This is a genomic window from Azospirillum sp. B510 (assembly GCF_000010725.1).
GTDB classification, from domain to species: domain Bacteria; phylum Pseudomonadota; class Alphaproteobacteria; order Azospirillales; family Azospirillaceae; genus Azospirillum; species Azospirillum lipoferum_B.
The window spans coordinates 494,250-520,000 of sequence record NC_013854.1 but is presented as its reverse complement, the minus strand read 5'-3'; the positions used below and the strand labels follow the sequence as shown (position 1 = coordinate 520,000).

The window sequence follows — 25,751 nt, the reverse complement described above, 5'->3', positions numbered from 1 at the left end:
GACCGGGATTCTGGTCTGGCCGGTCGCCGTCGTGGCGCGGCGGTCCTGAAGCTCCGCCAGATGATCGAGGTCGCGGACACCGACGGCGAGCTTGATGAGATGGAGAGGCATGATGACCATGAAAGCTGTGGCGTGGGGATCCGCTCCGGCTCAGAGGGGATCGTTGCGGTCCGACCGGCTGGTCGGCCGGGCATGGCCGATGATGGCGCTGAAGCCGAACAGCAGCAGAAGCACACCCATGACGATCTCGATGCCGCAGACCAGGCGGACCGGACCGGACACCGGGTGGATGTCGCCATAACCGACGGTGGCGAAGGTCACGAGGGAGAAATAGATCCCTTCGGCGAAGGTGATGTCACGCCGGACGCCCTCGATGACGAAGTTCGGCTCCATCATGAAGCGGTCCATGATGGTGTAGATGGCGCCGAACAGGATGACGGAGAGCGAGTAGAAGGTCAGGAAGGCGAAGGCCGGCAGCACCAGCCGGGCCGATTGCTGGAAAAATCCTTCGAACAGCAGGCCGGCATCGAGCAGGAAGATGGCGATGTCGCGCGCCACCAGGGCGACGATGGCGGCGATGGCCGACATCGACAGCAGGAAGATGGCGCCGATGGTCTGCGTGTCCATGTCCTGTTCCGGCACCAGGAAGGTCAGGGCGCCAATGCCCCAGACCGGTGCCATCCACAGGAAGACGCGGTCGAAATGGCCCCCTTCGCGCAGCCGGCGCGACATCACGATGCGCCGGATGTCCTCCGCCCGCCACCAGGCTCCGCCCAGGAAGGCGATCAGTGGCAGGACGAAGGCGACCCCCTGGATCAGCGGACTGATGTTGTGGAAGTTGCTCTCGGCGAAAAAGACGAAGATACAGGCATAGACGCCGATGAAGTTGGTCAGCGCCAGGGTGAAGAACTGGCTGCCCGGAAACAGATAGTGGAAGGCACCGACCACCAGACCGACCGACCCGAGCAGGACGAAGGTCAGATTTCCCGACACCGACCGGATCGACAGCGCGATGAGGCCGAGCAGCAGCGCCGTCAGCAGCGCCCCGCCCAGCCAGGATTTCGATGCCCCCTTGCCCGAATGGGGTCCGCCATACCCACCATGGCCACCACCGGGAGGAAGCGCCGGAGGCGGGCTGCTCGTCCGGGGACGGCGGTCGGGAACGATCTGATCCATGGGGCGGTGAACCCAAGCGAGAACGGGCACCGGCAGCGGCGCCCAGCCGAAAATCCTGCCCGATGGTTATAGCGGTTTGACCGGCCCGACCGTCAGCAATTTCCGCCTCCGCACCGAGCCATCGCACCAGGGAGACGGGAAGTCCCGTCTCACCAGCCGCCGGTGGCGAGCCAGCGGTCGAGCATGTCGAGCCGGTCCCAGCCCCAGAAAGGCTCGCCATCGACAATGACGAAGGGCGAACCGAAGACGCCGCGCTCCACCGCGTCGTCGGTCTCGCCGCGCAGACGCTCCTTGACCGCCGGGTCCTGGAGGGCGGCGCTCACCGCGGCGCGGTCGATGCCGAGGCTTCCCAGGGTCTTCGCCGCGATCTCCGCCACCATATCGGCCGGGCCGATGTCCAGCCCCTCGCCGAAATGGGCATGGAAGAGGGCATGGGCCAGCAGCTTCGCCTGTTCCGGATGCCGGTCGGTGAGCCAGTAGAAGGCGCGCGAGGCGGCGACACCGTTGACCGGCGCCGAATCGGGGAAGGTGAAGGGCGCGCCGGTCAGCCGCGCGACACGGCCGACGTCGAGGGTGAGATACGCGCCGCGCAAGGGCTGCTGAAGGTTGGGCTTCATGCCCGTCACCTTGAAGATGGCGCCGAGCAGAACGGGATGCCAAGTGACGCCCCGACCATGTTTCGCCGCCAGCTCGTCGATGCGCAGGCTGGCGAAATAGCCGTAGGGTGAGCCGAAATCGAAATAGAAATCGATGGGATCAGGCACGCGATCCTCCCCGGTCGGTTTTCCGGAAAGGTTAACGCCGGTACGGCCCGGCGTCCAGCCGGACGTCCCGTCAGACGGTGCGCACCTTGGCGTCGAAGACGTAGCCGGCACCGCGCTCGGTCTTGATGATGCGGGGTTCCTTGGGGTTCGCCTCGATCTTGCGGCGCAGACGCAGGATCAGCACGTCGATCGAACGGTCGAACACCTCCGCCCCGTCGACCCGGGTTAGGTCGAGCAGCTGGTCGCGGGTCAGCACCCGCTGCGGCCGCTTGACGAAGGCGGCGAGCAGGCCGAACTCCGCCTTGGTCAGCTCCACCTCGCGCCCCTCCTGCCCGCGCAGGCGCTGGGCGGTCAGGTCGAGTTCCCAATTGGCGAACTGCACGACGGCGCGCAGTTCCTCCGGGTTGCGCGCCGGGCGGGCGTCGTTGGAGACGCGGCGCAACACCGCCTTGATGCGGGCGAGCAGTTCACGCGGGTTGAAAGGCTTGGTCAGGTAATCGTCGGCACCCAGTTCCAGCCCGACGATGCGGTCGACATCCTGATCCTTGGAAGACAGGATGATGACGGGAATCTGGGATTCGGTGCGGATCTGGCGAACAAGGCCCAGACCGTCGCCATCGGGCAGGCGCAAGTCGCAGACCACAAGGTCGACAGGCTCGCCGTCCAGGGCCTGACGGGCGGACGCGGTATCCGGGGCCGTGGTGACCCGATACCCCTCTCCCGCCAGATATGAGGCCAAAAGCTCCCGAATCGGCTCGTCGTCATCGACCGCGAGAATATGCATGCCTGTTACCTCCCCAAACCTTCTTATCTCACGTGTGAGCGGCACGCAATGCGTTACAACCCCGTAACAGCCGCGGCCATTTCGCCGGCCCGATGAGGCCGTTGAAATCACCCGCCATGCCGGCGACATGAAAATACCCCCGCATGGACATTAACCAGAAACAGGCTGCGGTTTAAATGCGAAGCATCGACCTGGGAACGGCCGTCCGTGACGGGCACCGGACCGGCGTCGTGATGGGGAGATGCACCGCCATGTCGAACATCGATCATTGCCTGGAGCGCCTGGCCCTGCTCGACCGCGCCGACCGTCTGCTGAACGAGGTCCGGGTCTATGGGCAGCACGGCCCGATCCGCGAGACGCTGGCCCAGCATCGCCTTCTGCTGGGCGAGGCGAGGCGCCATCTCGATTCGGCACGGGCCGTCGGACAGCCGGGCTGACGGGGTCTGACAGGAGCGCGATCATGTCCGGCCGCAACGCCCCGGCGACACCGGTGCCACCCCACCGCGCGCCACTCCACGGTCCACTCCATGGCCCGGCGGCCCACGGCCGGCCGGCGCGGCGCCCCTACGCCGACGGCAACCGCCGTCCGGTGGTGGAGCGGTGCGGCCATCATTCCGGTGGCCATTCCGCCTGCCATCCAAGCTGTGCGCCCGCCGCGGCACCGCCGGTCGCGCCCCCCGCCTCCAGCCCCTTGTGGCGGACAATGATGGAGCGCTGGCTGACCGCGTCGTCCTGACCGCTGCGATCGCTGCACAGCTTTTTGCGGTGCTCTCCCTATTCCCGCCCGATTTCACGCCTATCCCGAGGGCCGGGAGTCACAAAAGCGGAGAGACCCGATCATGACCCGTGCCATTCTTCTCGCCTCCACCGCCCTGCTGATGGCGGCACCGGTGGTTCTGACGGCGGGCCGGGCCGCCGCCCAGACGACGACCGCCCAAACGATGGCCGCCCAAACGATGGCCGGCGGTTCGATAACCGGCGGACCGGAGGCCGGGCGGCTGGCGCTGACGCGGGTCCTGCTGTCCACCGGCGGCGTCGGCTATTTCGAATATGAGGCGACGGTGAGCGGCGACGCCGACCTGTCGCTGGAGGTGCGGCGCGATCAGGTCGACGACGTGCTGAAGAGCATCGTCGTCTATGACGACCGCGGCGGTGTCGGCACCATCGGTCTGCCGGGAGCCGAGCCGCTCGACACCGCCTTCCGCGAACTGCCCTTCACGGCGGGCGACCTCGCCTCGCCGGCGGCCCTGCTCAACGCCATGCGCGGGGCGGAGGTCGCCTCCGGCGGCACGCGCCAGCTGACCGGACGGCTGATGTCGGTGACGGAGGAAACGGTGCGGCTGCCGGGCGATGACGGCGCCACCACCACGCGCAACCGGGTGACACTGATGACGGCGGACGGCCTGCGCCAGCTGGTGCTGGAGGAGGCCGACACGCTGCGCTTCACCGATCCCGCGGTGCAGGCCCAGATCGACCGGGCGCTTTCGGCGGTGGCGGAGAATGCCCGGCGCGAGCGGCGGCGGCTGACCGTCCACAGCCGCGCGCCGCAGGATGGGCAGGTTAACGACGGGCGGCCCAACGGCGAACGGCGGGTCCGGGTCGGCTATGTCGCGGAGATGCCGCTGTGGAAAGCGACCTACCGGCTCAGCCTGACACGGAACGGACAGGCCGCGGATGGCCCGGCGACCGACGGCACCGGCGCCTTGCAGGGGTGGGCGGTGCTGGAGAATCTGAGCGGCGAGGATTGGCGCGGCGTCGATCTGACGGTGGTGTCGGGGAACCCGGTCACCCTGCGTCAGGCGCTCTACACGCCCTATTTCGTCGAGCGGCCGGAGGTGCCGGTCGAGGTGCTGGGCCGGGTGCTGCCCAAGGCCGACGAGGGCGCGGTGACGCTGAACGACACCCGCGCCGCGATGCGCCCGCAGCTCGAGGTCTCGCGCGTGCCGGCGCCGGCCATGGCCCCTCCCCCGCCGATGGCCGCCGCCCCGGCCCCGATGGCCGAACCGCTGGCGAAAGCGGCGCCCTACGCCACCGGTGGCGGCACGCCGGCGATGGCCGCGGTGCGGGGCGCCGAGGCCGGGGCGGCGGAAGGCGCGCAGGTGCTGTTCCATTACCCGCAGCCGGTCAGCGTGCCGAATGGCGCGACGCTGATGATGCCGATCACGGCACGCGCCCTGCCGGTGGAGCGGGTGGCGCTCTACCAGCCCACCACCGACGCCCGTCATCCGCTGGCCTCCCTGCGGCTGCGCAACGACGGCGACACCGCCCTGCCGCCGGGACTGCTGACCTTCTACGACCGCAACGCCGCCGCCACCACCAACGCCGCCACCAACGCCTATGTCGGCGATGCGCGCATGGCGACCCTGCCGGCGGGCGAGAGCCGGCTGCTGTCCTTCGCCGTCGATCAGGCGGTCACCATCGACCGCGATGAGAAGCCGAGCCGCCGGCTGTCCCGCGCCACCCTTGCCGATGGCGTGCTGACCCTGTCGGTGATCGACCGGCAAAGCACCACCTACACGGTGGCCGGCGCCGCCGACGGGGATCGCGCCGTCGTGATCGAGCATCCGCGCCGCGCCGGCTGGGAACTGGCCGAGCTGGAGCCCAAGACGGCGCAAACGACGGGAACGGAAACGAAGCCGGAGGCGACGGCGACCGCCTATCGCCTGCCGCTGGCGGTGCCGGCCGGCAAGACGGTGACGCTGACCGCGACGCTGGAGCGCCCCCGGCAGGAGCGGATCGTCCTGACCGACCTGAGCGCCGACCAGATCGCCGCCCGCGCCTCCGCCCCGGAACTGCCGGCGGAGGTGCGTCAGGCCTTGACCACGCTGGCCGGACTGCGGGGCGCGGTCGCCGAGAAGGAACGCCGCATCGCCGATCTTGACCGTGAGCGGACGGAGCGCATCGCCGACCAGGACCGTCTGCGCGAAAATCTGAAGGCTCTGCCGGCGGGCAGCGACCTGCACAAGCGCACGCTGGCGAAGATGGCGGAGGCGGAGAACCGGCTGGACAGCCTGGCCCGCGACCTGACCACCGCCCGCGCCGAGGCCGAGGCGGCGCGGCAGACCTTGCGGGAGCGGGTGAAGGCGATGACGATCTGAGAAGCACCGGGGGGCGGGGGTGCCGTCCCCCCAACACCTGCCCTACAGCGTGGCGGCGCTGCAATAGGCCCAATCCTCGCCCTGCAAACCGAAGAAGGCGGCGACCGGCTTGCCGCTGGAGCGGTCGATGACGACGCGGAAACGGTTGCCGGTGCAGGTGCCCTGGGTCTGCTTGGCGAAGGGCAGCTTGACATGCTTGGACTTCAGGCAGGCGTCGGACATCTTCGGCGGGGTCGCCGGGCCCTCCACCTTCTTGCCGTTCAGCACCATGTAATAGGTGGTGGCCTGCCCGCCCTTGACCTCGGCCTTCACCTCGATCTTGCCGAAACGGGACTTGTAGAGGCCGGCATCCTGCTCCCCGTCGGGGGCGCCGCCGGGCAGCGAGCGGAAGGAGATCGCGGCACAGGAGGGCGGCTCCTTGGCCTCCGCCGGGGCGGCGGACAGAAGGCAGACGCCGCCGGCCAGCAGGAGGGCGGCGGCGGACACGGATGGAAGGCGGGCGGACGGCATCGGGCTTCCCTTTCGAACCGGTTGGACCATCATTTCGGCATGACACAGAAGGCGGTCTGCTGCATCAGGGCGCAATCCTTCTCCACCCCGCCATCCAGCATCGACACCTCGACCTGGGTGATGACCAGGGTGCGGCCCGGCTTCACCACGCGGGCGCGGGCGATCATCACCTCGCCCTTGGCCGGCGACATCAGGTTGATCTTGAACTCCACCGCCAGCACCTCGGCCCCGGCGGGCATCAGCGTGAGCGCGGCATAGCCGCCGGCATTGTCGGCCAGGGTGCTGACCATGCCGGCATGGAAGAAGCCATGCTGCTGCGTCAGGTCGGCGCGGAACGGCAGGCGCATCTCGCAGAAGCCCGGTTCCATCGCCGCCATCTCGATGCCGAGCGTCCGGCAGATCGGTTGCTGCTCGAAGGAGGTGAGGCAGCGCGCCTTCCAGTCGGGGGTGCGGGGTTCGAAAATGGCAGGCACGGCGGCGGTTCTCCGGCTGAAGGTCGGCTGGGCGGCGGTCGCCTTTGGGGGCGGTGGCAGACGGCGACAGCCTGCGTCAGCCGCCCCGCCGGATCAAGCGGCCGAATGGCCGCCGGAGGGAATATGCCTGCGACCTTGTGCGCCCCCCCCGCCGTCCACGCCACCTCCGCCGGACGGCCCCCGAATCGGCCACCGAATCAGCCGCCGATCAGCCCCATCTGCGGGCTGGACGGTTCGGCATGGGCGCGCATCGGCATGCGGCCGGCCAGATGGGCGGCGCGGCCGGCGCTGACCGCGTCGCGCATCGCCGCCGCCATCCGCACCGGATCGCGCGCCTTCGACACCGCGGTGTTCAGCAGCACCGCGGCGCAGCCCAGCTCCATCGCCAGCGCCGCGTCGGACGCGGTGCCGATCCCGGCGTCCAGCACCACCGGCACCGGGCTGCGGGCACAGATCGTCTCGATGGCGTGCGGGTTGCGGATGCCCATGCCAGACCCGATGAAGGCCCCCAGCGGCATCACCGCCGCCGCCCCAAGATCGGCCAGCTTGCGGCAGGTGACGGGATCGTCGTTGCAATAGGGCAGCACGACGAAGCCGTCATTCACCAGCTCCTCGGTGGCGCGCAGCAACTCCTCGACATCGGGATAGAGCAATTCGCGGTCGCCGATGACCTCCAGCTTGATCCAGGGGGTGTCGAGCGCCTCGCGCGACAGCTGGGCGGTCAGCACCGCCTCCTTGGCGGTCATGCATCCGGCGGTGTTTGGCAGCAGGCCGACCGGGCCGGTGGGACGACCGGCGGTGGCGCGGGCCAGCACATCGACGAGGCTTTCCGAATAGCCGTCCAGGCTGATGCGGCGGATCGCCAGCGTGACCAGCTCGCTGCCGCTGGCCGCCAGCGCGTCGAGCATCACCTGCTGGTTGGGATAGCCGGCGGTGCCGAGGAACAGCCGCGAGCAAAGGCTGCGGCCGGCGATGGTGAGGGTATCGGTTTGGGACATGGGGAAGCCTTTTGAAAGGCCCTCGCCCGCGATCGGTCTGGGGAAATCCCCCTCTCCCCAGGAGGGAGAGGGGGATTCTTCCCAATTGGCGGGATGCGCGCCTCGGGCGGGAGAGGGAGGATCAGGGGTTCAACCGCCCTGGATCGGGCGGACGATTTCCAGGCTGTCGCCGGGCTGGAGCGGGGTCTCATGCCAGCGGCGGCGGGGAATGACGGCACCGTTCAGGGCGACGGCGATGCCGCGCGCCCCATCGGCGATGCCGCGCGCGGCCAGAAGATCGGCGACGGAGGTGGTGGAGAACGGCTCTTCGCGACCGTTGACGCGGAGGACGGCTGTCATGCCACCGCTCCCGCCGCGAGGAAGCGGTCGGCGGCGAAGGGGCGCAGCAGCGGATCGGTCTCACCGGTCAGCACCAGCCGGGCGATGCCGTCGGCGGTCACCGGGGTCAGCAGGATGCCGTTGCGGTGGTGGCCGGTGGCGTGGATCAGGCCGGGAAGGCCGCTCTCGCCCAGGATCGGCGCGTCGTCGCGGCTGCCGGGCCGGAAGCCGGCCCAGGCTTCCTCGATCGGCAGTTCGGCGATGCCCGGCAGCGCCCGCCACGCCCCCTCCAGCAGGGCGAACTGCCCGCCGGCGGTCAGGCGTTCGTCGAAGCCGCGCTCCTCGGTGGTGGCGCCGATCAGCAGCCGGCCGTCGAGCCGGGGGATCAGATAGGTTCCCGGCGTCCACACCACATGGCGCAGCAGCGGCAGCCGCGCATCCATCCGCAGGCAGACCATCTGCCCCTTCACCGGCCGCACCGGCGGCCGGGCGACGGGCGGCAATCCAGGCACCCCGGCCGACCAGGCCCCGGCGGCCAGCACCACGCGGTCGGCCCGGTGCAGCGTGTCGGCGACCCGCAAGCCCACGGCGCGCCCGCCCTCCACCGCCAGCGCCACCTCGCCGCAGCGCTCGTGAAGGCGAACACCGGCGGCCCCGGCGGCGGCGCGCAGGGCCGCAGCGACCTTGCGGTTGTCGACCTGATGGTCGCCGGCGCAGAACAGGGCGCCGGCGACGCCCGGCTGTAGGAAGGGCTCGCGCCGCCGTACCTCGGCGCCGCTCAGCCACTCCACCGGCAATCCGAGATCGCGCTGGAAAGCGTGGAGGAAACGCACCTTGGCGGCATCGTCCGCGGTGAGCGCGATGACCATGGTGCCTTCGCCGCGCAGATCCACGGCCATGCCGCTCGCCGCCTCCAGATCGCGGGCGAAATCCGGCCACAGCGCCTGCGACGCGCGGGTCAGCGGCAGCAGTCCCTCCTCGCCCGGCTCGGTCTCGACACAGGCGGCCAGCATGCCGCCGGCGGCGTGGGTGGCGCCACGCCCGGCCTCCCCCCGCTCGAAGACGGCGACGCGGCAGCCGGCCGAGGCCAGCCTCCAGGCGATGGCAAGGCCGATGCAGCCGGCGCCGATGATGGCGACGGACGGAGCGGAGGCGGACGGACGGGGGGCGGAAACGGAAAACGGATGCGGTTCTGGCGCATGGATCATGCGGCGGCTCCCTTCGCTGGAATTACCCAGACAGGTTCGATGGGTGTGTTCTCAGCCGCGCGACCACCGCGCGGCACCCCAGGCCTATGACCCGCCTTATGCCAATGTTTCGCTGGCCCCACAAGCGGAATCCGCTCGCGGTTCTCGCCCCCGTATCGAGATGCCACGGGCCGATGCGGAGTTTTCCGGACAGGCGTCGGCCGCCGATCGGGCCTAAGCTGTCCGTGGAAAACCCACGAACGGCGACCGCGGGAACCCGGCGGGCGCCGCCGCTGCGGAAAACAATCAACGACGACAGAGGATCCGCCCGCCATGCTGTCCTTCCTCCGCCAGGACTCCGCCTCCGTCGTCCCGCCGGTCTCGTCAACCGGCCAGACCGCCACGGCGGCACCGGCGGCCGGGGTGACGGAGGCGCCGATCCGCAGCCTGTGCCTGCCGGCCGCGCGGATCGACGGCGCCGGATGAGGGGGAGAGGCGCGCCGGCGCCCCCTCCTACAGCAGGAACAGCGACGCCAGCCCGAGGAAGGCGAGGAAACCGACGACATCCGTCACCGTCGTCAGGAACACGGCGCTCGACACCGCCGGATCGACGCCCAGCTTCGCCAGCCCCAGCGGGATCAGCGCGCCGCTGAGGCCGGCGACCACCAGATTGATGATCATGGCCAGCCCGATGACGACGCCGATCAGCGGGCCGTACCAGACCAGTGCCATGACGCCGACCATCACGGCGAAGATGCCGCCGTTGATCAGCCCGACCAGCAGCTCCTTCCCCACCACGCGGAAGGCGTTGGCGGAGGACAGCTCGTGCGTCGCCAGCGCGCGGACGACGACGGCGAGCGTCTGGGTGCCGGCGTTGCCGCCCATCGAGGCGACGATGGGCATCAGCACCGCCAGCGCCACGATCCGCTCGATGGTACCCTCGAACAGCGAGATGACGCCCGACGCCAGGAAGGCGGTGGCGAGGTTGACGGTCAGCCAGCCGACACGGCTGCGGGCGATGTCGGCGATGCCGCTGAACACACCGGTGTCGCCCGACCCGCTCAACTTGCGCAAGTCGTCCTCGGCTTCCTCGTCGATGACGCGGACGACGTCGTCGACGGTGATGACGCCGATCAGCCGGCCGGCGGCGTCGATCACGGGGGCGGAGACCAGGGCATATTGCCGGAACAGGTTCGCCACCTCCTCGCGGTCCATGGTGGCGGGGATGGCGTCCACCTCGCCGGTCACCAGATCGGCGATGCGCACGGCCCGGCGCTGGCGCAGCAGGCGCGACAGCGGCACCGCCCCCACCACCCGATGCATCGGGTCGACGATGAAGAGGTCGTAGAAATCCTCCGGCAGCCGGTCGGTCGCCGCCCGGACATAGTCGATGGTCTTGCCGACCGTCCAGAATTCCGGCACCGCCACCAGCTCGCGCTGCATCATGCGGCCGGCGCTGTCTTCGGCGTAGGTCAGGTTCTCCTGGACAAGGGCGCGTTCGGCATCCGGCAGCTTCGCCAGGATCTGCGCGCGGGTCTCGGCGTCCAGATCCTCGATCAGTTCGACCGCGTCGTCGGTGTCGAGATCGGCGACGGCGTCGGCCAGCTCCTGCGGCGCGAACCGCCCGATCAGCGCCTCGCGCAGGTCCGGGTTCAGGTAGGACAGCACCTCGCCGTCCAACGCGGCGGGCAGCAGGTCGATCAGGTCGGCGCGTTCGACCGGCTCCGCCTGCTCGATCAGATCGGCGATGTCGGCGGCATGCAGCCTGTCCAGCCGCGCCAGCACCTTGTCGCGTTCGCGGGCGCGCAGCAGGGTGGCGATCTCGTCCACGAACTCCGGCTCGACGCCATAGGGGCGTTCGTCCTCCGCCTCACGCCCCGGACGGGCATGGGGATCGGGCCGGGGATCGGGCCGGGGATCAGGCTGGGAATTGGCCTGGGAATCGGTGTGCATGCCGGCACCCTCCCTTCGACGATGCGAACCCGGACCACCGGCGCCGATGCCGGAATGGGACGCGAAGGCTCCGCGACATCGGACGGTGGCCGGCGGCGTTCAGGGTTTGCGGGTTGTGGAAGCCTTCCGGCCGGTGCCGGATGTCCGGCGCGTTCCGGCCACCGCCGGATGTCCGGCGCAAGGGACCGGAGCGGTGCGGACGGAGGCGCCCGCCGAGATAGAGACGCGCCGTCCGTTTGTCCAGTCCGGTTCGGACCGGACCCGCGCTTCGCCGCCCTGCCCTTGCGCCGCCACAACCCTTCATGTTCCCATGGGGGTACGCCACATCCATGGCCGCGCATGACAGGGAGAGGACCGGGACTCGCCGATGGACTATGCCTTTACCACCATCGAGGGTTGCGACGGCATCCTTCTGTCCGGCCGTTGCACCTACGAGGACGGCACCCGTTTCCACGACATGCTCCGCGACTGGGATTTCGCGGCCAGCCCGAAGGTCCCGATCGACCTGCGCTTCGTCACCTTCATCGATTCCGCGGCCATCGGCATGATGTTCATCCTGGCGAACCGCTGCCGGGAGGCCGGCGGCCACATCATCGCCAGCGGTGCCGCTCCCCACATCCTCCGCGCCCTGCGCCGCGCCGCGCTGGACCGCTATATGGAATTCCGCTGACACGACAAAAGGGACGGCGCCCCACCGGGCACCGCCCCGCATCACGGTCCACCCGTCGATCAGGTCGGGGTGGCGACCACGCCCGTCGTGTCGATGCCCAGCTTCAGTCGGGCCAGGCTGTTGCGTCCCTCGGTATCGGCGAAGACATAGCCCGCTTCGATCAGCTTCGAGGTGTAGTGCTTGTTGTAGAGAAAGGCGGCGATGATCCCTGACAGTCCGCCGGTGAAGAAGTACAGGACGGTCAGGATCAGCCCCATCCCCCAGTCGCCGCGAAACAGGGCGGGAAGGCCGCCAAAGAACAGGGTCGTCCAGCTGAACCCGACGAGCCCCTTCTTGGTGAGCCCGGTCTGCGGGTGCTTCATCATCACGACGGTCGCCATAAAATCCCCCGTATCATCCATGGGCCGAATGGAGCAACACAAAAGCACTCCATCCTGACATTCGAGTGCAGGATATTACCGCTTCCGGACAACAACAAGGGATTAGGCGGCCGCTTCGGCCACCATTGTTCTCTCTCCACATCACATAGGGAGAATTATTTTCATTTTTATTATCGAATACGATACCAACACCCGAGACAGTCTTGAGCCTGCCCTGTCAGCATCAAGAACAAGCGGAGAGTGGTGGATGCGGATACGAAAAAGCCCGCTCGGTCTCGCGACCTGCGGGCTTTTCGTCAGTCCCGTATCCCCGGGATGGTCCCATCTGCATGGGAGAGTGGTGCGGTCGAGAAGACTCGAACTTCCACGGGTTGCCCCACAGCGACCTCAACGCTGCGCGTCTACCAATTCCGCCACGACCGCATCAGGCTGGTAGTCCCCGACGCTCGCTTGCGCGCCTCATCGGGTGGAGCGGGTAGATATCAGCTTCCCGACGGGCGATCAAGCGCTACAATCATCTTCCGCGAAGAAAAATGCGGAACGGCCCGCCGGCCGGTCCGCCGCCACCGCCAGACACCGCCAGACACTACAGAGATCCGATCGAATGACTTCCCTGACCAGCTCGCCCGCCAGTCAGCGCCCAACCGCGGTCCAACCGATCGCCGGCCAGCCAATCGCCGCCCAGCCATTGGAATGGCGCATCTCCGACGAGCCGGTGCCCTATCCCGAGGCCATCGCCGAGATGGAGGCGCGTGTCGAGGCGATCCGCGCCGGCACCGCGCCGGAACTGGTCTGGCTGCTGGAGCATCCGCCGCTCTACACCGCCGGCACCAGCGCACGCGACGAGGATCTGCTGGAGGCCGACCGCTTCCCGGTCTACCGCAGCGGCCGCGGCGGCCAGTACACCTATCATGGGCCGGGGCAGCGGGTGGCTTACGTCATGCTGGACCTGAAGGCGCGCGGCGCCGACATCCGCGGCTTCGTCCGCGACCTCGAGGAATGGATCGTCCGCACCCTCGCCGCCTTCAACATCCGGGGCGAACGGCGCGAGGGCCGCGTCGGCATCTGGGTCGACAAGCAGCCCTATGGCGGGCTGAAGGGCCAGGAGGACAAGATCGCCGCCATCGGCGTGCGGGTGCGCCGCTGGGTCAGCTTCCACGGCATCGCCCTGAATGTGGAACCGGACCTGTCCCATTTCGGCGGCATCGTCCCCTGCGGCATCGCCGAGCATGGCGTCACCTCCATCGTCGCGCTGGGCCAGCTGGTGACGATGGAGGATGTCGATTCGGCCCTGATCGCGGCTTGGCCGGAAGTGTTCGGCGGCGTGACGCGCGGCGAGGAGGACGGCGGAGACGCCTAATATTTCTTGAACCCGCCGGCGGCCGGGGTGCCGGCCGGACTGCCGGCGGGGTTCACGCGAGGGTCCTGATTGTCGAGGGACTGCACGGTGCAGCCGGTCGCATCGCCGTTGCGGAACAGGTAGATCTTCTTGGGATCGGCCTTCTTGCCGGGATCATGCAGGTTCAACCCATGGCCGAAGGCGACGCCCAGCACCTCGCCCTTGTAGAAGGCGCGGAACCGCATCGGCTCGATCTCGTTGAAGCGCAGGGCGGCGCACTCCTTGCTCAGTTCCTTCTCGAACTTGCCGGCCTTGCGCCAGTCCTCCTTGGAGCGGATCGTCATCCATTGCGAGGGCAGCGCGTATTGCACGATGGGCGGCGCGATCGGCAGGCTGGAACCCGGCGCCGGCGGCGCCTGATGGCCCGGCTCCGTCCGTTCCAGCGCGCCGGCCAAAGCCGGGGGAGCCGCCGGCAGCGCCAGCCCGTACAGCGCCAGGATCGCCAGGGCGGCCGTCCGCCGAAGGCCGTCAAATCCGGACATCGAACCCACGCGCCCCGATCTCGTCCACCGGCTTCTCCTCCGCCGGCCTTTGGGTCGACGTCGAACCGGCCGCCGCATCGCCCAGCCGCCCGGACAACGAGAGCGACAGCTCCATCGCCCCGCCATCGGCCGCCGGAGCGCCAAGCGGCGACAGCGTCACCGTACCCTCCAGCCCCTGCGGCGGCGTGGCCATCGCCGCCGCCAACGCCGCGATGACCGGCCCCAGATCATCGATGGCGACCCGGTCGGTCTCCACCGTCAGCCCCTTGCCGGGACGAAGGGCGGAGCGGAGAATGCCCAGCACCCCCTCGCCCCTCTCCTCCGGCGGCACCCGCGCCAGCATCAGCGCGGCATCCTCCAGCCGGACCTCGACCCGCCCGCCGATCAGCGTGAGGCCTATATCCCGCAGTGCGACCGACACATCCTGCCGGTCCTCCCCGGCCAGCGGCCGCAACTCCCCGGCGGGACCATCCAGTGCCACGATGGCGGCCCGGCGCTCCACCGCGTCGAAACGGCCGGCAAGCGCGGCCTCCGCCGCCTCGGCATCCTTCCCGGCCATCCCGAAGGCCGCCAGCAGCCGCCCGAAATCGCGCGCCAGCGCCCGGATCGCCGGCTCCAGACGGTCGACGAGATCGCCGCCCGAACCGCCGGACGGACGCCCCCGACCGTCCCCCGCCGCCTCCGGCCCCAGGCTGAGGCGGACCGACGGCTCCCGTCCGGATGCCATGGCCGGCTTCGGCACAGCCGCCCTCGCCACAGATGGGGCCGCCACAGATGGGGCCGCTACTGACGGGGCGTCCGCGCGGACAGGCTTGCCCTTCGCCTCCGCCGCCTTGGCGAAGACGCCGGTCAGCATGGCGGCCACCCCGGCCACATCCGGTTTCCTGGCGGTCATCCCGGCATCATCCTCAAACCGCTGTCACAACCAACATGCCGCCGTCATGGTTAGCGGAACGCTAAAACGGAAGGAATCACAGCGTCGGCCGCTGTTCGAACCCGGCCATGCGGGGGTCCTGCTCCGGTTCGGACACCACGTCGCGGACGATCGCCGAGGGCGGGCCGCGGCGGCAGGCCTCCAGCATGCGGTCCACCGCATCGGCCGGACCGGCGAACAGGGCCTCGACCGTGCCGTCGCCGCGGTTGCGCACCCAGCCGGTCAGGCCGAGCCGGCCCGCGGTATCCACGGTCCAGCCGCGATACCACACCCCCTGCACCTTGCCCTGGATGCGGACCCGCACCGCCTTGCGGTCAGCGGCCTGCCGATCCGCGCTCATGCGCTCCCGCCTTTCGTGGTGGCGGCGGCACGCGTGCCCCGCTCCTCGTCCAGCAGGGCCTTGCGCGACAGTTTCCCGATCATGGTCTTGGGCAGCTCCCGACGGAATTCCACGAATTTCGGCATCTCGATCGGCGACAGCTTGTCCTTCAGGAAGGCGGTCAGCTCCTCCGCCGTCAGGCTCCGCCCCTCATCCAGCCGGACATAGGCCTTCACCGTCTGGCCGCGATACGCGTCGGGCACGCCGGCCACCACGCATTCGGCGACGGCGGGATGCAGATAGATCGCCTCCTCCACATTGCGGGGATAGACGTTGAAGCCGCTGCACAGGATCATGTCCTTGATGCGGTCGACGATGGTGGTGTAGCCGTCCGCGTCCATCACCCCGACATCACCGGTGTGCAGCCGGCCGTCGGCCAGCGCCTCGGCCGTTTCGGCCGGGCGGCGCCAATAGCCCTTCATCACCTGCGGCCCGCGGATGCAGACCTCGCCCTTCTCGCCGGGCGGCAGGACGCGACGCGGCTCCTCCAGGCTGACGATCTCGACGATGGTGCCGGGCAGCGGCAGGCCGATGGAGCCCTTCCTGTCCGAATGGAGCACCGCCGGATTGACGGTGGCGACGGGGGAGCATTCCGACAGGCCGTAGCCCTCGACCAGCGTGCAGCCGGTCGTCCGCTCGAACGCCTCCTTCACCTCCAGCGGCAGCGGCGCGCCGCCCGACATGCAGAAGCGGATCGACGACAGGTCGAACCTCTCCAGATGCCTGTGGTGGTTGATCGCGGTGTAGATGGTCGGCACGGCGGGGAACAGGGTGATCCGCTCCTTGTGCAGGGTGCGCATCACCTGCTCCAGCTCGAAGCGCGGCAGCAGGACGATCTCCGCCCCCAGATGCAGGCCGAAATTCATCACCGCGGTCATGGCGAAGACATGGAACAGCGGCAGAACGCCCAGCATGCGCTCCTGCCCATTGCCGCCTCCACCCTCCCCTGGCTTGCGCTCCTTCGCCGCGTACCAGGTCGCGCACTGGATGGTGTTGGCGTAGAGGTTGGCATGGGTCAGCATCGCGCCCTTGGGCACGCCGGTGGTGCCGCCGGTATATTGCAGGACCGCGACATCCTCGCGCGCGTCGATGGCCACCGGCGCCGGACGGCCGTCATCGGCGATCAGCCGGGCGAAGGGAATATGGCGGTCGTCGCGCGGGATCACCGCGATCTCCGCCTTCTTGGCGATGGGGAACAGCCAGTTCTTCGGGAAGGGCAGGATGTCGGCCATGCGGCAGACGACCAGCCGCTTCAGCCCGGATTCGTCCAGCATCCGCGCCATCTTGCCGTACAGCAGCTTGAGGTCGAGCGTGACCATCAGCTCGATGTCGCTGTCGCCGATCTGGTGGATCAGTTCGCGCTCGGCATAGAGCGGGTTGAAGTTCACCACCGTGCCGCCGGCCTTCAGGATGGCGAAGAAGGCGACGACGTAATAGGGCGTGTTGGGCAGGAACAGCCCGACCCGCGAGCCCTTCCCCACCCCGATGGCCTGGAAGCCGCGCGCGGCGCGGTCGACCAGCCGGCCAAGCTCGCGATAGCTGGTGCGCTTGCCCAGGAAATTCAGGCAGGGCTTGTCGCCATGGTGGGCGACGGCATCGTCCAGCAGGTCGGTCAAGGGACGCGCCGGGATCGGCATCGCCCAATCCACCGTTGGCGGGTATGAGGCAAGCCATGGATGGTCGGGCAGCTTGCGGGCGGCATCTCCCATGCGCGATTCCTCCCCTGAGATCTTGTTTGCCGGTTCTTGTTTCCCGGTGCCGGTTTGCCCCGGCACAGCCACCCCCCGAGCCTAAGCCATCACGGCCGGGCCGGGGAACGCGGACTTGTCCTTGAACAGGAAATGGGATCGCGGCAAGGCGGTACAAGCAGGGTGCGGATTGGCGGCTTGCGAAAGGCGGGGGCTACCGCGCCCGCCGCCCTATCGCCCGCCGCGCAGACGATGCAGCACCTCCACCGCCATCCATTCGGCGAGCGCGCCATCCTCGCCATCGAGGAAGACGGCGACGGAGACCGGCAGCGGTCCCGGCGTGTGGTAGGCCGCCGGCGTCACGCCGGGACCACCGCCGGTGTGGCCCCAATAGGGGCCGGGCGCCGCATCCAGCTCCACCATCATGCCGAGCCCATAGGACGGCTCGACCCAGGGCCGTCCGCCCATCGGCCCGTCGACCGGCAGCCCGTCCCGCATCCGCCGCAGCAACAGGCCCGGCAGATACTCCTCGGTCAGTCCATGAAGGAAGCGGCAGGCATCGGCGACCGTCATCGCCACCACCCCATGCGACACCCAGCCGGGATGATAGGCGGCGGCCACCGGCCTGTCGCCGAAGACCGGGCTCGGCCCGAAGAACAGACCGTCGAGGTCGGCGCGCGCGCACAGCAGCGACGCGCTCGACAGGCCGAGCGGGACGAAGACCTCCCGTGCCAGCATCTCGGCCAGCGGGGCGCCGCCCGCCCGTTCCAGCAGCCGGCCGATCAGCAGATAGCCGATGTTGGAATAGGCGAAGGAACCGACCGGCGGCCCCTCCCCGTCCGGGCTCACACCGCAGCGGGCCAGGAACTCGTCACCGCTCCAGGGCTCCCCGCCGGCGGCGACGGCGGCATGATAGTCGGCCCGGCCGCCGTAATCGGGCAGGCCGGCCCGGTGGGTCAGGATCTGGGCGACGGTGACCGATCCCGGCCGCCCGGCCAGTTCCGGCAGCCAGCGCTCCGCCGGCCCGTCGAGATCGACGGCGCCCCGCGCCGCCAGCCGCAGCACGGCGGCGGCCAGGATGGTCTTGGTCAGGCTGTAGACCAAGGCGCGCCGCTCCGCCGGATCGTCCCTCATGCGGCCGTTCGGCTTCGGCTCGTCACCCTCGGCGGACCGCGGTGACCGGCGGCGCAGGACCAGCGTGCGCACCGGCCCGGCATCGGCGCCCCGGCCGCGGATGAAGGCGACGAGCGCGGTCCCGGCCGGGGCCGGGCCTGTGCTGTCCTCGGACAACAGGCCGGTCAGGGCGGCTTTCAACACGTCCAGCCCGGCTTCGGCCCCAGCTGTCCCATCCTTGCTCCTGCCCATCGTCCGCCCGTCCCCGCTGCCCGATCCGTTTGTCCTGACAGATAAAGAAGCCGTCGCGGGACAAATTGAAATCCGGTCGAGTCCCACTGGGGCGCCCCGCAGGTGCGGCGTTAACTATCGCTGTCCGCTCTGTCGCCCGGCATGCGGTTGCGCTATCCTCATACAACCGACCTCTGTGGAACGCCGCGCCATGCCCGTGATGGACGCCGACCAGCGCAGGAAACTGGAGGACCAGTTGCTTCGCAAAGCGGAAGAGGCGGTGCGGTCGCTGCGCCGGGAGGCGGAGACCGGCGATCCAACCCGTGTCGAGTCCCTGGCGGAGGGGCTCGCCGGCCTGCTGAAGACCCGCGAGTTCCCGACGCTGCGCGCCACCGAGTTCCGCGAACTGACCCGCGCCATCCAGCGCGGCGCCTATCAGCGCAGCGTCGATTCCCTGCTGGTCCAGGCCGAACGCTGCGGCCATCGCGGCGACGAGAAGGGGCGCAACGCGCTGTTGACCCAGGCCAAGGACCATTTCGCCAAGGCCCTGCGCTTCGGGGCCGACGACGACTTCCGCCACGGCGTCGAGCGCCGCGTCCAGGCGACGCTGATGACCAGCAAGGACGGGGTGGACGAGCGCACCAAGCAGGCGGCCAAACGCAAGCTCGACCAGCATGATGTCGGCGCCAAGCCGCCGAACGGGATCGAACGCCGCCGCGCCATCCGCTACATGGATCCGGTGCTGGCGGTGGAGGCGGAGGGACGGCGGTGCGCCACGATCAACTGGTCGACCCGCGGCCTGCTGGTCGATCTGCCGCCGGAGGAATTCGCCCATGCCGTCGGCGGCAAGCTGCGGCTGGAGCTGCGTTGCCCGGAGATCCCGGAGACCGTCGGTCCGGACAAGGCGGTCCATCGGGTCGGCGGCCGGCAGATCGCCCATGTCGTCCGGCTGGACCCCGACCGCCGGGCGGTGGCGCTCTCCTTTCCCGACATCAGCACCGTGATGCTGGATTTGATCCACGCGATGAAGGATGCCGGCATCAAGCCGGAACCGGAGCGTTGACCGCGGACGTCCGCATCCCGGCCCGCGCCGTCGGGCCGCGAGCCATCAGACCCCGACTCAACCGCCGATTCAGCCGCCAATGAAGCGCCTGTTATGGCCGCGTCGCAGCGGATGTTCGTCCGGGCCGGCGACGGGCAGCAGGCCGTTGACCCGCCCGGCCACCTCGGCCGGCAGGCAGAACAGGTTGATCCCCATGCCGAGCCCGTGGATCTCCGTCCCATTGTCGACCAGCCCATGGCCGAAGATCGGCTCCGACCGGCCGGCGAAGTTGGCGGGATTGTGGAAGGCCGGCAAATACCAGTAGCAGGCATAGCCCAGCTCGCCCAGCAGGCCGATCAGGGCCGCCGAGCCGTCGGGACGGTCGTTTTCCACATAGAGGACCGGGCGGTCGCGGGCGATCAGGCCACGCGCGCCGTCCAGCACCTCGGCCTCCATCCCCTCGACATCGATCTTGATCAGGCGGATGCGGTCAGCGCCGGCGATACCGTCGAGACGATGGACCGGCACCGGCCGGTCGCCGGCAAGCGCCTCCAGAGACAGGGCGCCGTAATTGCCCTCCTCGTCCATCGCCACGCCGGCCAGATGCAGCGTCCCATCGGCGGCCCCGGCGGCGGCCAGCAGGCCGTCCGCCCAGTCCAGCCCGTTCAGCGCCAGATTGCCGCAGAGCAGCCGATGGTTGGCGTCGATGGGTTCCAGCGCCAGAACCCGGCCGGCGGGGCCGACCAGCCGGGCCAGCGCCACCGTGTGGGCGCCGATGTTGGCGCCGACATCGATCACCCGGTCGCCAGGGCGGACGCACTGGCGGAACAGCAGGACCTCCTGCTCGAAATACTCACCATAATAGTCGAGCGACCGGCCGACGACGCTGTCGGTGCGCCGGTACATCATCAGGCCATGCCGCGCCCTGACCAGCCCGACCGGCCCCGCCCCGCCCAACAGATCATCCGCCACCGCCGCCTCCCGCCCCGCCATTGGCCCTCTCATCGGCCGGCAGTGTAGCGGAGCCGGGCGCGGCCGTCACACCACGCCGATGCCGCTGGGGGCGGTGACGGCATGTTCCTTCAGGATCGCCTCGGAGATCGCCGACACCTCGATCAGCTGCACCTCGTAGCCCCATAGGTTGGCGATATGGCGCAGCACCGCCTTGGCATCGCCCTCGTCGAGCAGCACGCCGTTGGTGACGCGGTGTTGCAGGATCAGCTTGCGGTCGCCGGCGAGATCGACGTCGACGATCTGGATGTCCGGCTCCAGATGGCCCAGGTCGTACTGGCGGGCCAGCTTCTTGCGGATGTCGCGATAGCCGCGCTCGTTGTGGATGTGGTCGACCAGCAGATAGGGATCCTCGGCGTCGTCGCGCACGCTGAACAGCTTCAGCTTCCGCATCAGCTGCGGGCTGAGATATTGCAGGACGAAGCTCTCGTCGCGGAAATTGGCCCAGGCCTCGCGCACCGCCGCCATGCCGTCGCCGCGACCGGCCAGATCGGGGAACCATTGGCGGTCCTCGTCGGTCGGCGTCTCGGCGATGCGGGCGATGTCCTGCATCATCGCGAAGCCCAGCGCGTAGGGGTTGATGCCGGAGAAGCGCTTGTCGTCGAATTCCGGCTGGAACACCACAGACGTGTGCGAGTGCAGGAATTCCAGGAAGGCGCCTTCGCTGATCTGGCCGGTCTCGTGCAGACGGCTCATGATCTGGTAATGGACATAGGTGGCGCAGCCCTCGTTCATCACCTTGGTCTGTTTCTGCGGATAGAAATATTGCGAGATGTGGCGGACGATGCGCAGGATCTCGCGCTGCCAATGCTCCAGCCGCGGCGCCTTCTTCTCCAGGAAATAGAGGATGTTCTCTTCCGGCAGGCCGAGAAGCTTCTTGCGCTCCGACACCGACTTGGCCGGGCGCGGACCGGCGGCGGTTTTGGGCACGGTGCGCCACAAATCATTGAAGGTCTGGTCCTGATATTCCTGCCGCTCGCGCTCGCGCCGCTGCTCGGTCCGCAGGTCGGAGCGCTTCTTCGGGTATTTGTGGACGCCCTGGCTCATCAGCGCGTGGGCGGCGTCCAGCACCCGCTCCACCGCGGCATGGCCATAGCGTTCCTCGCAATGGGTGATGTAGGTCTTGGCGAATTCCAGATAGTCGAGGATGCCCTCGGCATCGGTCCATTGCTGGAACAGCTGGTTGTTCTTGAAGAAATGATTGTGTCCGAAGGCGGCGTGGGCGATGACCAGCGTCTGCATCGTCATGGTGTTCTCTTCCATGATGTAGCTGATGCAAGGGCTGGAGTTGATGACGATCTCGTAGGCGAGGCCGCGATAGCCCTTGCGGTACATCATCTCGTCGCGGGCGAAATGCTTGCCGAAGGACCAGTGCTTGTACATCAGCGGCATGCCGATGGACGAATAGGCGTCGAGCATCTGCTCGGCGGTGATGACCTCGATCTGGTTGGGATAGACGTCGAGGCCCATCTCCTTCAGCGCGATATGCTCGACGGCGTCATAGACGCGCTTGATCTTGTCGTAATCCCACTCGACGCCGTCATACAGCAGCGCCTCGGGTCTGGTGATCACAGCGGTCATTCTCGATCTCCCCCTACCGCCCCCGCCCCCTATACGGGATGGGGCGGTGATTTCCTTATGACCCCTCAGGCCCCCGCCTTCTCGCGGGCGAACAGCTCGCGGAAGACCGGGAAGATCTCCCGGCGGGAGCGGACCCGGCGCATCGCCAACGGGCGTTCCGGGCTCTGCACCTGCTTGTAGGTGCGCCACAGCTCGGTTTCGCGGCCCAGCGCCGACAGGCCCATATTGTGTTCCGCCGCCACCTCGATATAGGCGAAATACTGGCACATCGGCAGGATGACGTCGCGCAGCAGGGTCGCCGACTTGGCGTTGTCCGACGACATGTTGTCGCCGTCCGACGCCTGGGCGGCATAGATGTTCCATTCATTGTGCGGGTAGCGCTCCTCCACCACCTTCCGCATCTCCTCCAGCGCCGTCGACACCACGGTGCCGCCGGTCTCGGTGGAGTAGAAGAAGGTCTCCTCGTCGACCTCCTTGGCCTCGTGGGTGTGGCGGATGAAGACGATGTCGACGGAGCGGTAGCGCCGCTTCAGGAACAGGTAGAGCAGCATGAAGAAGCGCTTGGCCAGATCCTTCATGTGCTCGGTCATCGAGCCGGAGACGTCCATCAGGCAGAACATCACCGCCTGGGCGATCGGCTTCGGCACCGTCTCGAACCGGTTGTAGCGGACGTCGATCGGGTCGATGAAGGGGATGCGGCGGGAGCGCAGGACGATGCGTTCCAGCTGTTCGCGCAGCGCCTGGATCTGCTCGGCATCCTCGCCCGCTTCCTCCGCCTCGCGCAGCAGCTCCTCCATCTCGCGGATCTCGTCGCGCTTGGGGCGCTTCAGCGCGATGCGGCGCGACAGGCTGTTCCGCATGGTGCGGACGAGGTTCAGGTTGGCCGGAGAGCCCGACACCGAATAGCCGGCCCTGGTCAGCGTGTGCGATTCCGACTGCTTGACCTTCTGCTTCACCAGATCGGGAAGCTCCAGATCCTCCAGGAAGATGTCGAGGAACTCGTCGCGCGACAGGACGAAGCGGAACTCGTCCTCGCCCTCGCCGTCGGCGCTGCCCTCGCTGCCGCGCCCGCCACCGCCGCCGTCCGGGCGCTGGATGGTGTCGCCTTCCACATACTCCTTGTTGCCGGGAACCACGTAATCGCGCACGCCGCCCTGGGAGGCGCGATGGAAGGACGGCTCGCGCACCCCGCCGGCGGCGATCGTCACCTTCTCGCCATTCTCGATATCCTGGATGCCCCGTTTTCCCGAGGCGTCGCGGACCGCCTTGACCACCTGTTCCTTGGCGCGGCGCAGGAAACGCTGGCGGTTGGCCAGGCTCTTGCCCTGCGGGTTCAGGCGACGGTCGATGATGTTCATCAAGGGGCTGGCCCTCCCACCCGTTTCGTCACGCGGCCTTCACACTCTGACAGCATTCTATGACAGTGGGGTTGCCGCGGGGCGTTGCAACGCCCCACCCCGCGGCAATTCCGCGTCCCCCCGTCCATGGCATCAGTCCACCGGCCTCAGCCCGCCTGTTTCACCCGCATGTACCACTCGACCAGCCGGCGGACCTGCCGCTCGGTATAGCCGCGCGTCATCATGCGCGAGACGAACTCGGTGTGCTTCTTCTCGGTCTCGCCATCCTTCTTCGAGCCGAAGCTGATCACCGGCAGCAGATCCTCGACCTGGCTGAACATCCGCTTCTCGATCACCTCGCGGATCTTCTCGTAGCTGGTCCAGGACGGGTTGCGTCCGGCATTGGCGGCCCGCGCCCTGAGGGCGAACTTCACCACCTCGTTGCGGAAATCCTTCGGGTTGGCGATGCCCGCCGGCTTCTCGATCTTGGTCAGCTCCTGGTTCAGCAGTTCGCGGTTCATCAGCTGGCCGGTGTCGGGATCCTTGAAGTCCTGATCCTCGATCCAGGCATCGGCGTAATCGACATAGCGGTCGAACAGGTTCTGGCCATAGTCGGAGTAGGATTCCAGATAGGCCTTCTGGATCTCGTTGCCGATGAACTCGGCATAGCGCGGGGCGAGTTCGGCCTTGATGAACTCGACGTATTTCTTCTCGGTCTCCTCCGGGAATTGTTCGCGCTTGATCGCCTGTTCCAGCACATACATCAGATGGACCGGATCGGCCGAAATCTCGGTCGAGTCGTAGTTGAAGGTCGAGGCGAGCACCTTGAAGGCGAAGCGGGTGGAGATGCCGCCCATACCCTCGTCGACGCCGGCCTGGTCCTTGTACTCCTGCATCGACTTGGCCTTGGGATCGGTCTCCTTGACGCTCTCGCCGTCATAGACCCGCATCTTGCTGTAGAAGCTGCTGTTGGGATGCTCGCGCAGGCGCGACAGCACCGAGAAGCGGGCCAGCATCTCCAAGGTCGACGGCGCGCAGGGGGCGGTCGCCAGATCGGAGCCGCGCACCAGCTTGTCGTAGATCTTCTGCTCCTCCGCCACCCGCAGGCAGTAGGGGACCTTGATCACGCAGATGCGGTCGATGAAGGCCTCGTTGTTCTTGTTGTTCTTGAAGGTCTGCCACTCCGCCTCGTTGGAGTGGGCCAGGATCACGCCCTGGAAGGGGATGGCGCCGATATTCTCCGACCCGACATAATTGCCCTCCTGCGTCGCGGTCAGCAGGGGATGCAGCATCTTGATCGGCGCCTTGAACATCTCGACGAATTCCAGCATGCCCTGGGTCGCCCGGTTCAGGCCGCCGGAGAAGCTGTAGGCGTCGGGATCGTTCTGGCTGTAGATCTCCAGCTTGCGGATGTCGACCTTGCCGACCAGGGACGAGATGTCCTGGTTGTTCTCGTCGCCCGGCTCGGTCTTGGTCACGCCGATCTGGCGCAGCTTGCTGGGGTGCAGCTTCACCACCTTGAAGCGGGTGATGTCGCCGCCGAACTCGTCGAGGCGCTTGACCGCCCACGGGCTCATCAACCCGGTCAGGCGGCGCTTGGGGATGCCGAAGCGATCCTCCAGCTCGTCGCCGATCTCGTCCGGGTTGAACAGGCCGAGCGGGCTTTCAAAGGTCGGGCTGATCTCCTTGCCGGCCTTCAGGACATAGATCGGGCATTTCTCCACCAGCGATTTCAGCCGTTCGGCCAGCGACGACTTGCCGCCGCCGACCGGACCCAGCAGGTAGAGGATCTGCTTGCGCTCCTCCAGTCCCTGGGCGGCGTGGCGGAAGAAGCCGACGATCCGTTCGATCGTCTCCTCCATGCCGTAGAACTCGGAGAAGGCGGGATAGACCTTGATGGTCCGGTTCATGAAGATGCGGCCCAGGCGCGGGTCGCGGGCCGTATCGACCACCTCCGGCTCGCCGATGGCGGCGAGGATGCGTTCGGCGGCCGAGGCGTAGGCCATGGGATCGTCGCGGCACAGCTGGAGATAGTCCATCAAGGACATCTCGGTCTCGCGGCGGGTCTCGTAATTCTGCGTGTAGCGCGTGAACAGTTCGTCGGCCGGGAACATTCGTCGCTCCGTCTTATCTGGTCCGATGCGCCGGGGCGCCGCCGGTGGCTGCGGCGGCAGGGCGCGGCGCATGCCGCGATCCAAGGGGCACTCCAGGGAAGGCGCCGACCGCATCGGGTCCGCAACCTT

General features: G+C 68.4%; 27 protein-coding genes, 1 tRNA gene and 1 riboswitch (1 of these 29 only partly in view). Of the genes, 7 read left to right on the top strand and 21 right to left on the bottom strand.

Annotated features, from left to right (window positions below; translation table 11 throughout):
* The 4 genes from AZL_RS02430 to AZL_RS02415 all read right to left on the bottom strand — a co-directional run.
* On the bottom strand, window positions 1–111 hold the 5' end (the start) of the coding sequence (locus AZL_RS02430) for a DUF1489 family protein (protein WP_052293683.1). Its footprint begins 318 nt before the window's first position; the window shows 111 of its 429 coding nt (coding positions 1–111); its start codon is at window positions 109–111; its stop codon lies off the left edge, out of view.
* Between the two features lie 39 nt (window positions 112–150).
* Window positions 151–1,176, bottom strand: a complete 1,026-nt coding sequence (locus AZL_RS02425; RefSeq protein WP_042442392.1) for a potassium channel family protein — start codon at window positions 1,174–1,176, stop codon at window positions 151–153.
* A gap of 149 nt (window positions 1,177–1,325) precedes the next feature.
* Window positions 1,326–1,940 (bottom strand): 2-hydroxychromene-2-carboxylate isomerase, encoded by a 615-nt coding sequence (locus AZL_RS02420; protein ID WP_012973085.1) that lies wholly within the window; start codon window positions 1,938–1,940, stop codon window positions 1,326–1,328.
* A 70-nt stretch (window positions 1,941–2,010) separates the two neighbouring features.
* Complete coding sequence (locus AZL_RS02415) at window positions 2,011–2,724, bottom strand: response regulator (protein ID WP_012973084.1); 714 nt, start codon at window positions 2,722–2,724, stop codon at window positions 2,011–2,013.
* Between the two features lie 251 nt (window positions 2,725–2,975).
* Here AZL_RS02415 and AZL_RS02410 point away from each other — a divergent pair, with 251 nt between their 5' ends.
* The 3 genes from AZL_RS02410 (at window position 2,976) to AZL_RS02405 (ending at window position 5,822) form a co-directional block, all read left to right on the top strand.
* Window positions 2,976–3,161 (top strand): hypothetical protein, encoded by a 186-nt coding sequence (locus tag AZL_RS02410; RefSeq protein ID WP_042443406.1) that lies wholly within the window; start codon window positions 2,976–2,978, stop codon window positions 3,159–3,161.
* Window positions 3,162–3,184: 23 nt separating this feature from the next.
* Entirely contained in the window at window positions 3,185–3,460 is a 276-nt protein-coding gene (locus AZL_RS35225; RefSeq protein WP_148219169.1) for a hypothetical protein, read from the top strand.
* Between the two features lie 103 nt (window positions 3,461–3,563).
* Entirely contained in the window at window positions 3,564–5,822 is a 2,259-nt protein-coding gene (locus AZL_RS02405) for a hypothetical protein (protein ID WP_012973083.1), read from the top strand.
* Between the two features lie 42 nt (window positions 5,823–5,864).
* On the opposite strand, the gene AZL_RS02400 is transcribed toward AZL_RS02405, so the two are convergent.
* The 5 genes from AZL_RS02400 to thiO form a co-directional block, all read right to left on the bottom strand.
* Entirely contained in the window at window positions 5,865–6,332 is a 468-nt protein-coding gene (locus tag AZL_RS02400; RefSeq protein WP_042442391.1) for a hypothetical protein, read from the bottom strand.
* Window positions 6,333–6,361: 29 nt separating this feature from the next.
* Window positions 6,362–6,805, bottom strand: coding sequence for a PaaI family thioesterase (locus AZL_RS02395; RefSeq protein WP_012973081.1), 444 nt, complete (start codon window positions 6,803–6,805; stop codon window positions 6,362–6,364).
* 197 nt (window positions 6,806–7,002) lie between these two features.
* On the bottom strand, window positions 7,003–7,803 hold the full coding sequence (locus tag AZL_RS02390) for a thiazole synthase (protein WP_012973080.1): 801 nt from the start codon (window positions 7,801–7,803) through the stop codon (window positions 7,003–7,005).
* 129 nt (window positions 7,804–7,932) lie between these two features.
* The gene (thiS, locus tag AZL_RS02385) at window positions 7,933–8,142 is read right to left on the bottom strand and encodes a sulfur carrier protein ThiS (RefSeq protein ID WP_012973079.1); all 210 of its coding nucleotides are present in this window, start codon (window positions 8,140–8,142) and stop codon (window positions 7,933–7,935) included.
* Window positions 8,139–9,329 (bottom strand): glycine oxidase ThiO, encoded by a 1,191-nt coding sequence (gene thiO / locus AZL_RS02380; RefSeq protein ID WP_012973078.1) that lies wholly within the window; start codon window positions 9,327–9,329, stop codon window positions 8,139–8,141. Before thiO ends, thiS begins: the two co-directional genes overlap by 4 nt.
* Window positions 9,321–9,420: riboswitch (TPP riboswitch) on the bottom strand. Its footprint overlaps the gene before it by 9 nt.
* A 221-nt stretch (window positions 9,421–9,641) precedes the next feature.
* Between thiO and AZL_RS36195 the strand changes: the two genes are divergently transcribed.
* Window positions 9,642–9,794: a hypothetical protein gene (locus AZL_RS36195; protein WP_158305955.1), complete on the top strand. Its 153-nt coding sequence runs from the start codon at window positions 9,642–9,644 to the stop codon at window positions 9,792–9,794.
* A 27-nt stretch (window positions 9,795–9,821) separates the two neighbouring features.
* Here AZL_RS36195 and mgtE read toward each other — a convergent pair whose 3' ends face one another.
* The gene (gene mgtE / locus AZL_RS02375; protein ID WP_012973077.1) at window positions 9,822–11,261 is read right to left on the bottom strand and encodes a magnesium transporter; all 1,440 of its coding nucleotides are present in this window, start codon (window positions 11,259–11,261) and stop codon (window positions 9,822–9,824) included.
* 367 nt (window positions 11,262–11,628) lie between these two features.
* Between mgtE and AZL_RS02370 the strand changes: the two genes are divergently transcribed.
* Complete coding sequence (locus tag AZL_RS02370) at window positions 11,629–11,931, top strand: STAS domain-containing protein (protein ID WP_012973076.1); 303 nt, start codon at window positions 11,629–11,631, stop codon at window positions 11,929–11,931.
* A gap of 59 nt (window positions 11,932–11,990) precedes the next feature.
* Here the strand turns inward: AZL_RS02370 and AZL_RS02365 are convergent, their stop codons facing one another.
* Complete coding sequence (locus tag AZL_RS02365; RefSeq protein ID WP_012973075.1) at window positions 11,991–12,311, bottom strand: hypothetical protein; 321 nt, start codon at window positions 12,309–12,311, stop codon at window positions 11,991–11,993.
* Between the two features lie 338 nt (window positions 12,312–12,649).
* A tRNA-Leu gene (locus AZL_RS02360) sits at window positions 12,650–12,734 on the bottom strand.
* Between the two features lie 265 nt (window positions 12,735–12,999).
* Here AZL_RS02360 and lipB point away from each other — a divergent pair.
* A complete protein-coding gene (gene lipB / locus AZL_RS02355; RefSeq protein WP_197540156.1) occupies window positions 13,000–13,671 on the top strand; it encodes a lipoyl(octanoyl) transferase LipB in 672 nt (223 codons plus the stop codon).
* Here lipB and AZL_RS02350 read toward each other — a convergent pair.
* The 5 genes from AZL_RS02350 to AZL_RS02330 all read right to left on the bottom strand — a co-directional run bounded on the left by AZL_RS02350 (window position 13,668) and on the right by AZL_RS02330 (window position 18,558).
* Entirely contained in the window at window positions 13,668–14,192 is a 525-nt protein-coding gene (locus tag AZL_RS02350) for a hypothetical protein (RefSeq protein WP_012973073.1), read from the bottom strand. The two genes, lipB and AZL_RS02350, sit on opposite strands and share 4 nt — an antisense overlap.
* Window positions 14,179–15,087: a hypothetical protein gene (locus AZL_RS02345; RefSeq protein ID WP_012973072.1), complete on the bottom strand. Its 909-nt coding sequence runs from the start codon at window positions 15,085–15,087 to the stop codon at window positions 14,179–14,181. Before AZL_RS02345 ends, AZL_RS02350 begins: the two co-directional genes overlap by 14 nt.
* A gap of 76 nt (window positions 15,088–15,163) precedes the next feature.
* Window positions 15,164–15,466, bottom strand: a complete 303-nt coding sequence (locus tag AZL_RS02340; RefSeq protein WP_012973071.1) for an acylphosphatase — start codon at window positions 15,464–15,466, stop codon at window positions 15,164–15,166.
* Window positions 15,463–17,214 (bottom strand): long-chain-fatty-acid--CoA ligase, encoded by a 1,752-nt coding sequence (locus AZL_RS02335; RefSeq protein WP_012973070.1) that lies wholly within the window; start codon window positions 17,212–17,214, stop codon window positions 15,463–15,465. Before AZL_RS02335 ends, AZL_RS02340 begins: the two co-directional genes overlap by 4 nt.
* 210 nt (window positions 17,215–17,424) lie before the next feature.
* Window positions 17,425–18,558, bottom strand: a complete 1,134-nt coding sequence (locus AZL_RS02330) for a serine hydrolase domain-containing protein (protein WP_052293611.1) — start codon at window positions 18,556–18,558, stop codon at window positions 17,425–17,427.
* Window positions 18,559–18,748: 190 nt separating this feature from the next.
* Here AZL_RS02330 and AZL_RS02325 point away from each other — a divergent pair, with 190 nt between their 5' ends.
* Window positions 18,749–19,600 carry a hypothetical protein gene (locus AZL_RS02325; RefSeq protein ID WP_042442389.1) on the top strand — a complete coding sequence of 284 codons (852 nt, stop codon included), beginning with the start codon at window positions 18,749–18,751 and terminating at the stop codon, window positions 19,598–19,600.
* Window positions 19,601–19,669: 69 nt separating this feature from the next.
* On the opposite strand, the gene AZL_RS02320 is transcribed toward AZL_RS02325, so the two are convergent.
* From AZL_RS02320 to AZL_RS02305, 4 genes are all read right to left on the bottom strand, one after another.
* On the bottom strand, window positions 19,670–20,572 hold the full coding sequence (locus AZL_RS02320) for an FkbM family methyltransferase (RefSeq protein WP_247894254.1): 903 nt from the start codon (window positions 20,570–20,572) through the stop codon (window positions 19,670–19,672).
* Between the two features lie 45 nt (window positions 20,573–20,617).
* A complete protein-coding gene (locus tag AZL_RS02315) occupies window positions 20,618–22,171 on the bottom strand; it encodes a SpoVR family protein (RefSeq protein ID WP_012973066.1) in 1,554 nt (517 codons plus the stop codon).
* 65 nt (window positions 22,172–22,236) lie between these two features.
* On the bottom strand, window positions 22,237–23,529 hold the full coding sequence (locus AZL_RS02310) for a YeaH/YhbH family protein (RefSeq protein ID WP_012973065.1): 1,293 nt from the start codon (window positions 23,527–23,529) through the stop codon (window positions 22,237–22,239).
* A gap of 146 nt (window positions 23,530–23,675) precedes the next feature.
* Window positions 23,676–25,622 (bottom strand): PrkA family serine protein kinase, encoded by a 1,947-nt coding sequence (locus tag AZL_RS02305; RefSeq protein WP_012973064.1) that lies wholly within the window; start codon window positions 25,620–25,622, stop codon window positions 23,676–23,678.
* Between the last annotated feature and the right edge of the window lie 129 nt (window positions 25,623–25,751).

Bases quoted from the DNA above. Each gene is read 5' to 3' on its own strand.
- AZL_RS02425 (WP_042442392.1), bottom strand. From the start codon at position 1,176: ATGGATCAGATCGTTCCCGACCGCCGTCCCCGGACGAGCAGCCCGCCT.
- AZL_RS02415 (WP_012973084.1), bottom strand. From the start codon at position 2,724: ATGCATATTCTCGCGGTCGATGACGACGAGCCGATTCGGGAGCTTTTG.
- AZL_RS02410 (WP_042443406.1), top strand. From the start codon at position 2,976: ATGTCGAACATCGATCATTGCCTGGAGCGCCTGGCCCTGCTCGACCGC.
- AZL_RS35225 (WP_148219169.1), top strand. From the start codon at position 3,185: ATGTCCGGCCGCAACGCCCCGGCGACACCGGTGCCACCCCACCGCGCG.
- AZL_RS02405 (WP_012973083.1), top strand. From the start codon at position 3,564: ATGACCCGTGCCATTCTTCTCGCCTCCACCGCCCTGCTGATGGCGGCA.
- AZL_RS02400 (WP_042442391.1), bottom strand. From the start codon at position 6,332: ATGCCGTCCGCCCGCCTTCCATCCGTGTCCGCCGCCGCCCTCCTGCTG.
- AZL_RS02390 (WP_012973080.1), bottom strand. From the start codon at position 7,803: ATGTCCCAAACCGATACCCTCACCATCGCCGGCCGCAGCCTTTGCTCG.
- thiS (WP_012973079.1), bottom strand. From the start codon at position 8,142: ATGACAGCCGTCCTCCGCGTCAACGGTCGCGAAGAGCCGTTCTCCACC.
- thiO (WP_012973078.1), bottom strand. From the start codon at position 9,329: ATGATCCATGCGCCAGAACCGCATCCGTTTTCCGTTTCCGCCCCCCGT.
- AZL_RS36195 (WP_158305955.1), top strand. From the start codon at position 9,642: ATGCTGTCCTTCCTCCGCCAGGACTCCGCCTCCGTCGTCCCGCCGGTC.
- mgtE (WP_012973077.1), bottom strand. From the start codon at position 11,261: ATGCACACCGATTCCCAGGCCAATTCCCAGCCTGATCCCCGGCCCGAT.
- AZL_RS02370 (WP_012973076.1), top strand. From the start codon at position 11,629: ATGGACTATGCCTTTACCACCATCGAGGGTTGCGACGGCATCCTTCTG.
- AZL_RS02365 (WP_012973075.1), bottom strand. From the start codon at position 12,311: ATGGCGACCGTCGTGATGATGAAGCACCCGCAGACCGGGCTCACCAAG.
- AZL_RS02350 (WP_012973073.1), bottom strand. From the start codon at position 14,192: ATGTCCGGATTTGACGGCCTTCGGCGGACGGCCGCCCTGGCGATCCTG.
- AZL_RS02345 (WP_012973072.1), bottom strand. From the start codon at position 15,087: ATGACCGCCAGGAAACCGGATGTGGCCGGGGTGGCCGCCATGCTGACC.
- AZL_RS02340 (WP_012973071.1), bottom strand. From the start codon at position 15,466: ATGAGCGCGGATCGGCAGGCCGCTGACCGCAAGGCGGTGCGGGTCCGC.
- AZL_RS02335 (WP_012973070.1), bottom strand. From the start codon at position 17,214: ATGGGAGATGCCGCCCGCAAGCTGCCCGACCATCCATGGCTTGCCTCA.
- AZL_RS02330 (WP_052293611.1), bottom strand. From the start codon at position 18,558: ATGGGCAGGAGCAAGGATGGGACAGCTGGGGCCGAAGCCGGGCTGGAC.
- AZL_RS02325 (WP_042442389.1), top strand. From the start codon at position 18,749: ATGCCCGTGATGGACGCCGACCAGCGCAGGAAACTGGAGGACCAGTTG.
- AZL_RS02320 (WP_247894254.1), bottom strand. From the start codon at position 20,572: ATGGCGGGGCGGGAGGCGGCGGTGGCGGATGATCTGTTGGGCGGGGCG.
- AZL_RS02315 (WP_012973066.1), bottom strand. From the start codon at position 22,171: ATGACCGCTGTGATCACCAGACCCGAGGCGCTGCTGTATGACGGCGTC.
- AZL_RS02310 (WP_012973065.1), bottom strand. From the start codon at position 23,529: ATGAACATCATCGACCGTCGCCTGAACCCGCAGGGCAAGAGCCTGGCC.
- AZL_RS02305 (WP_012973064.1), bottom strand. From the start codon at position 25,622: ATGTTCCCGGCCGACGAACTGTTCACGCGCTACACGCAGAATTACGAG.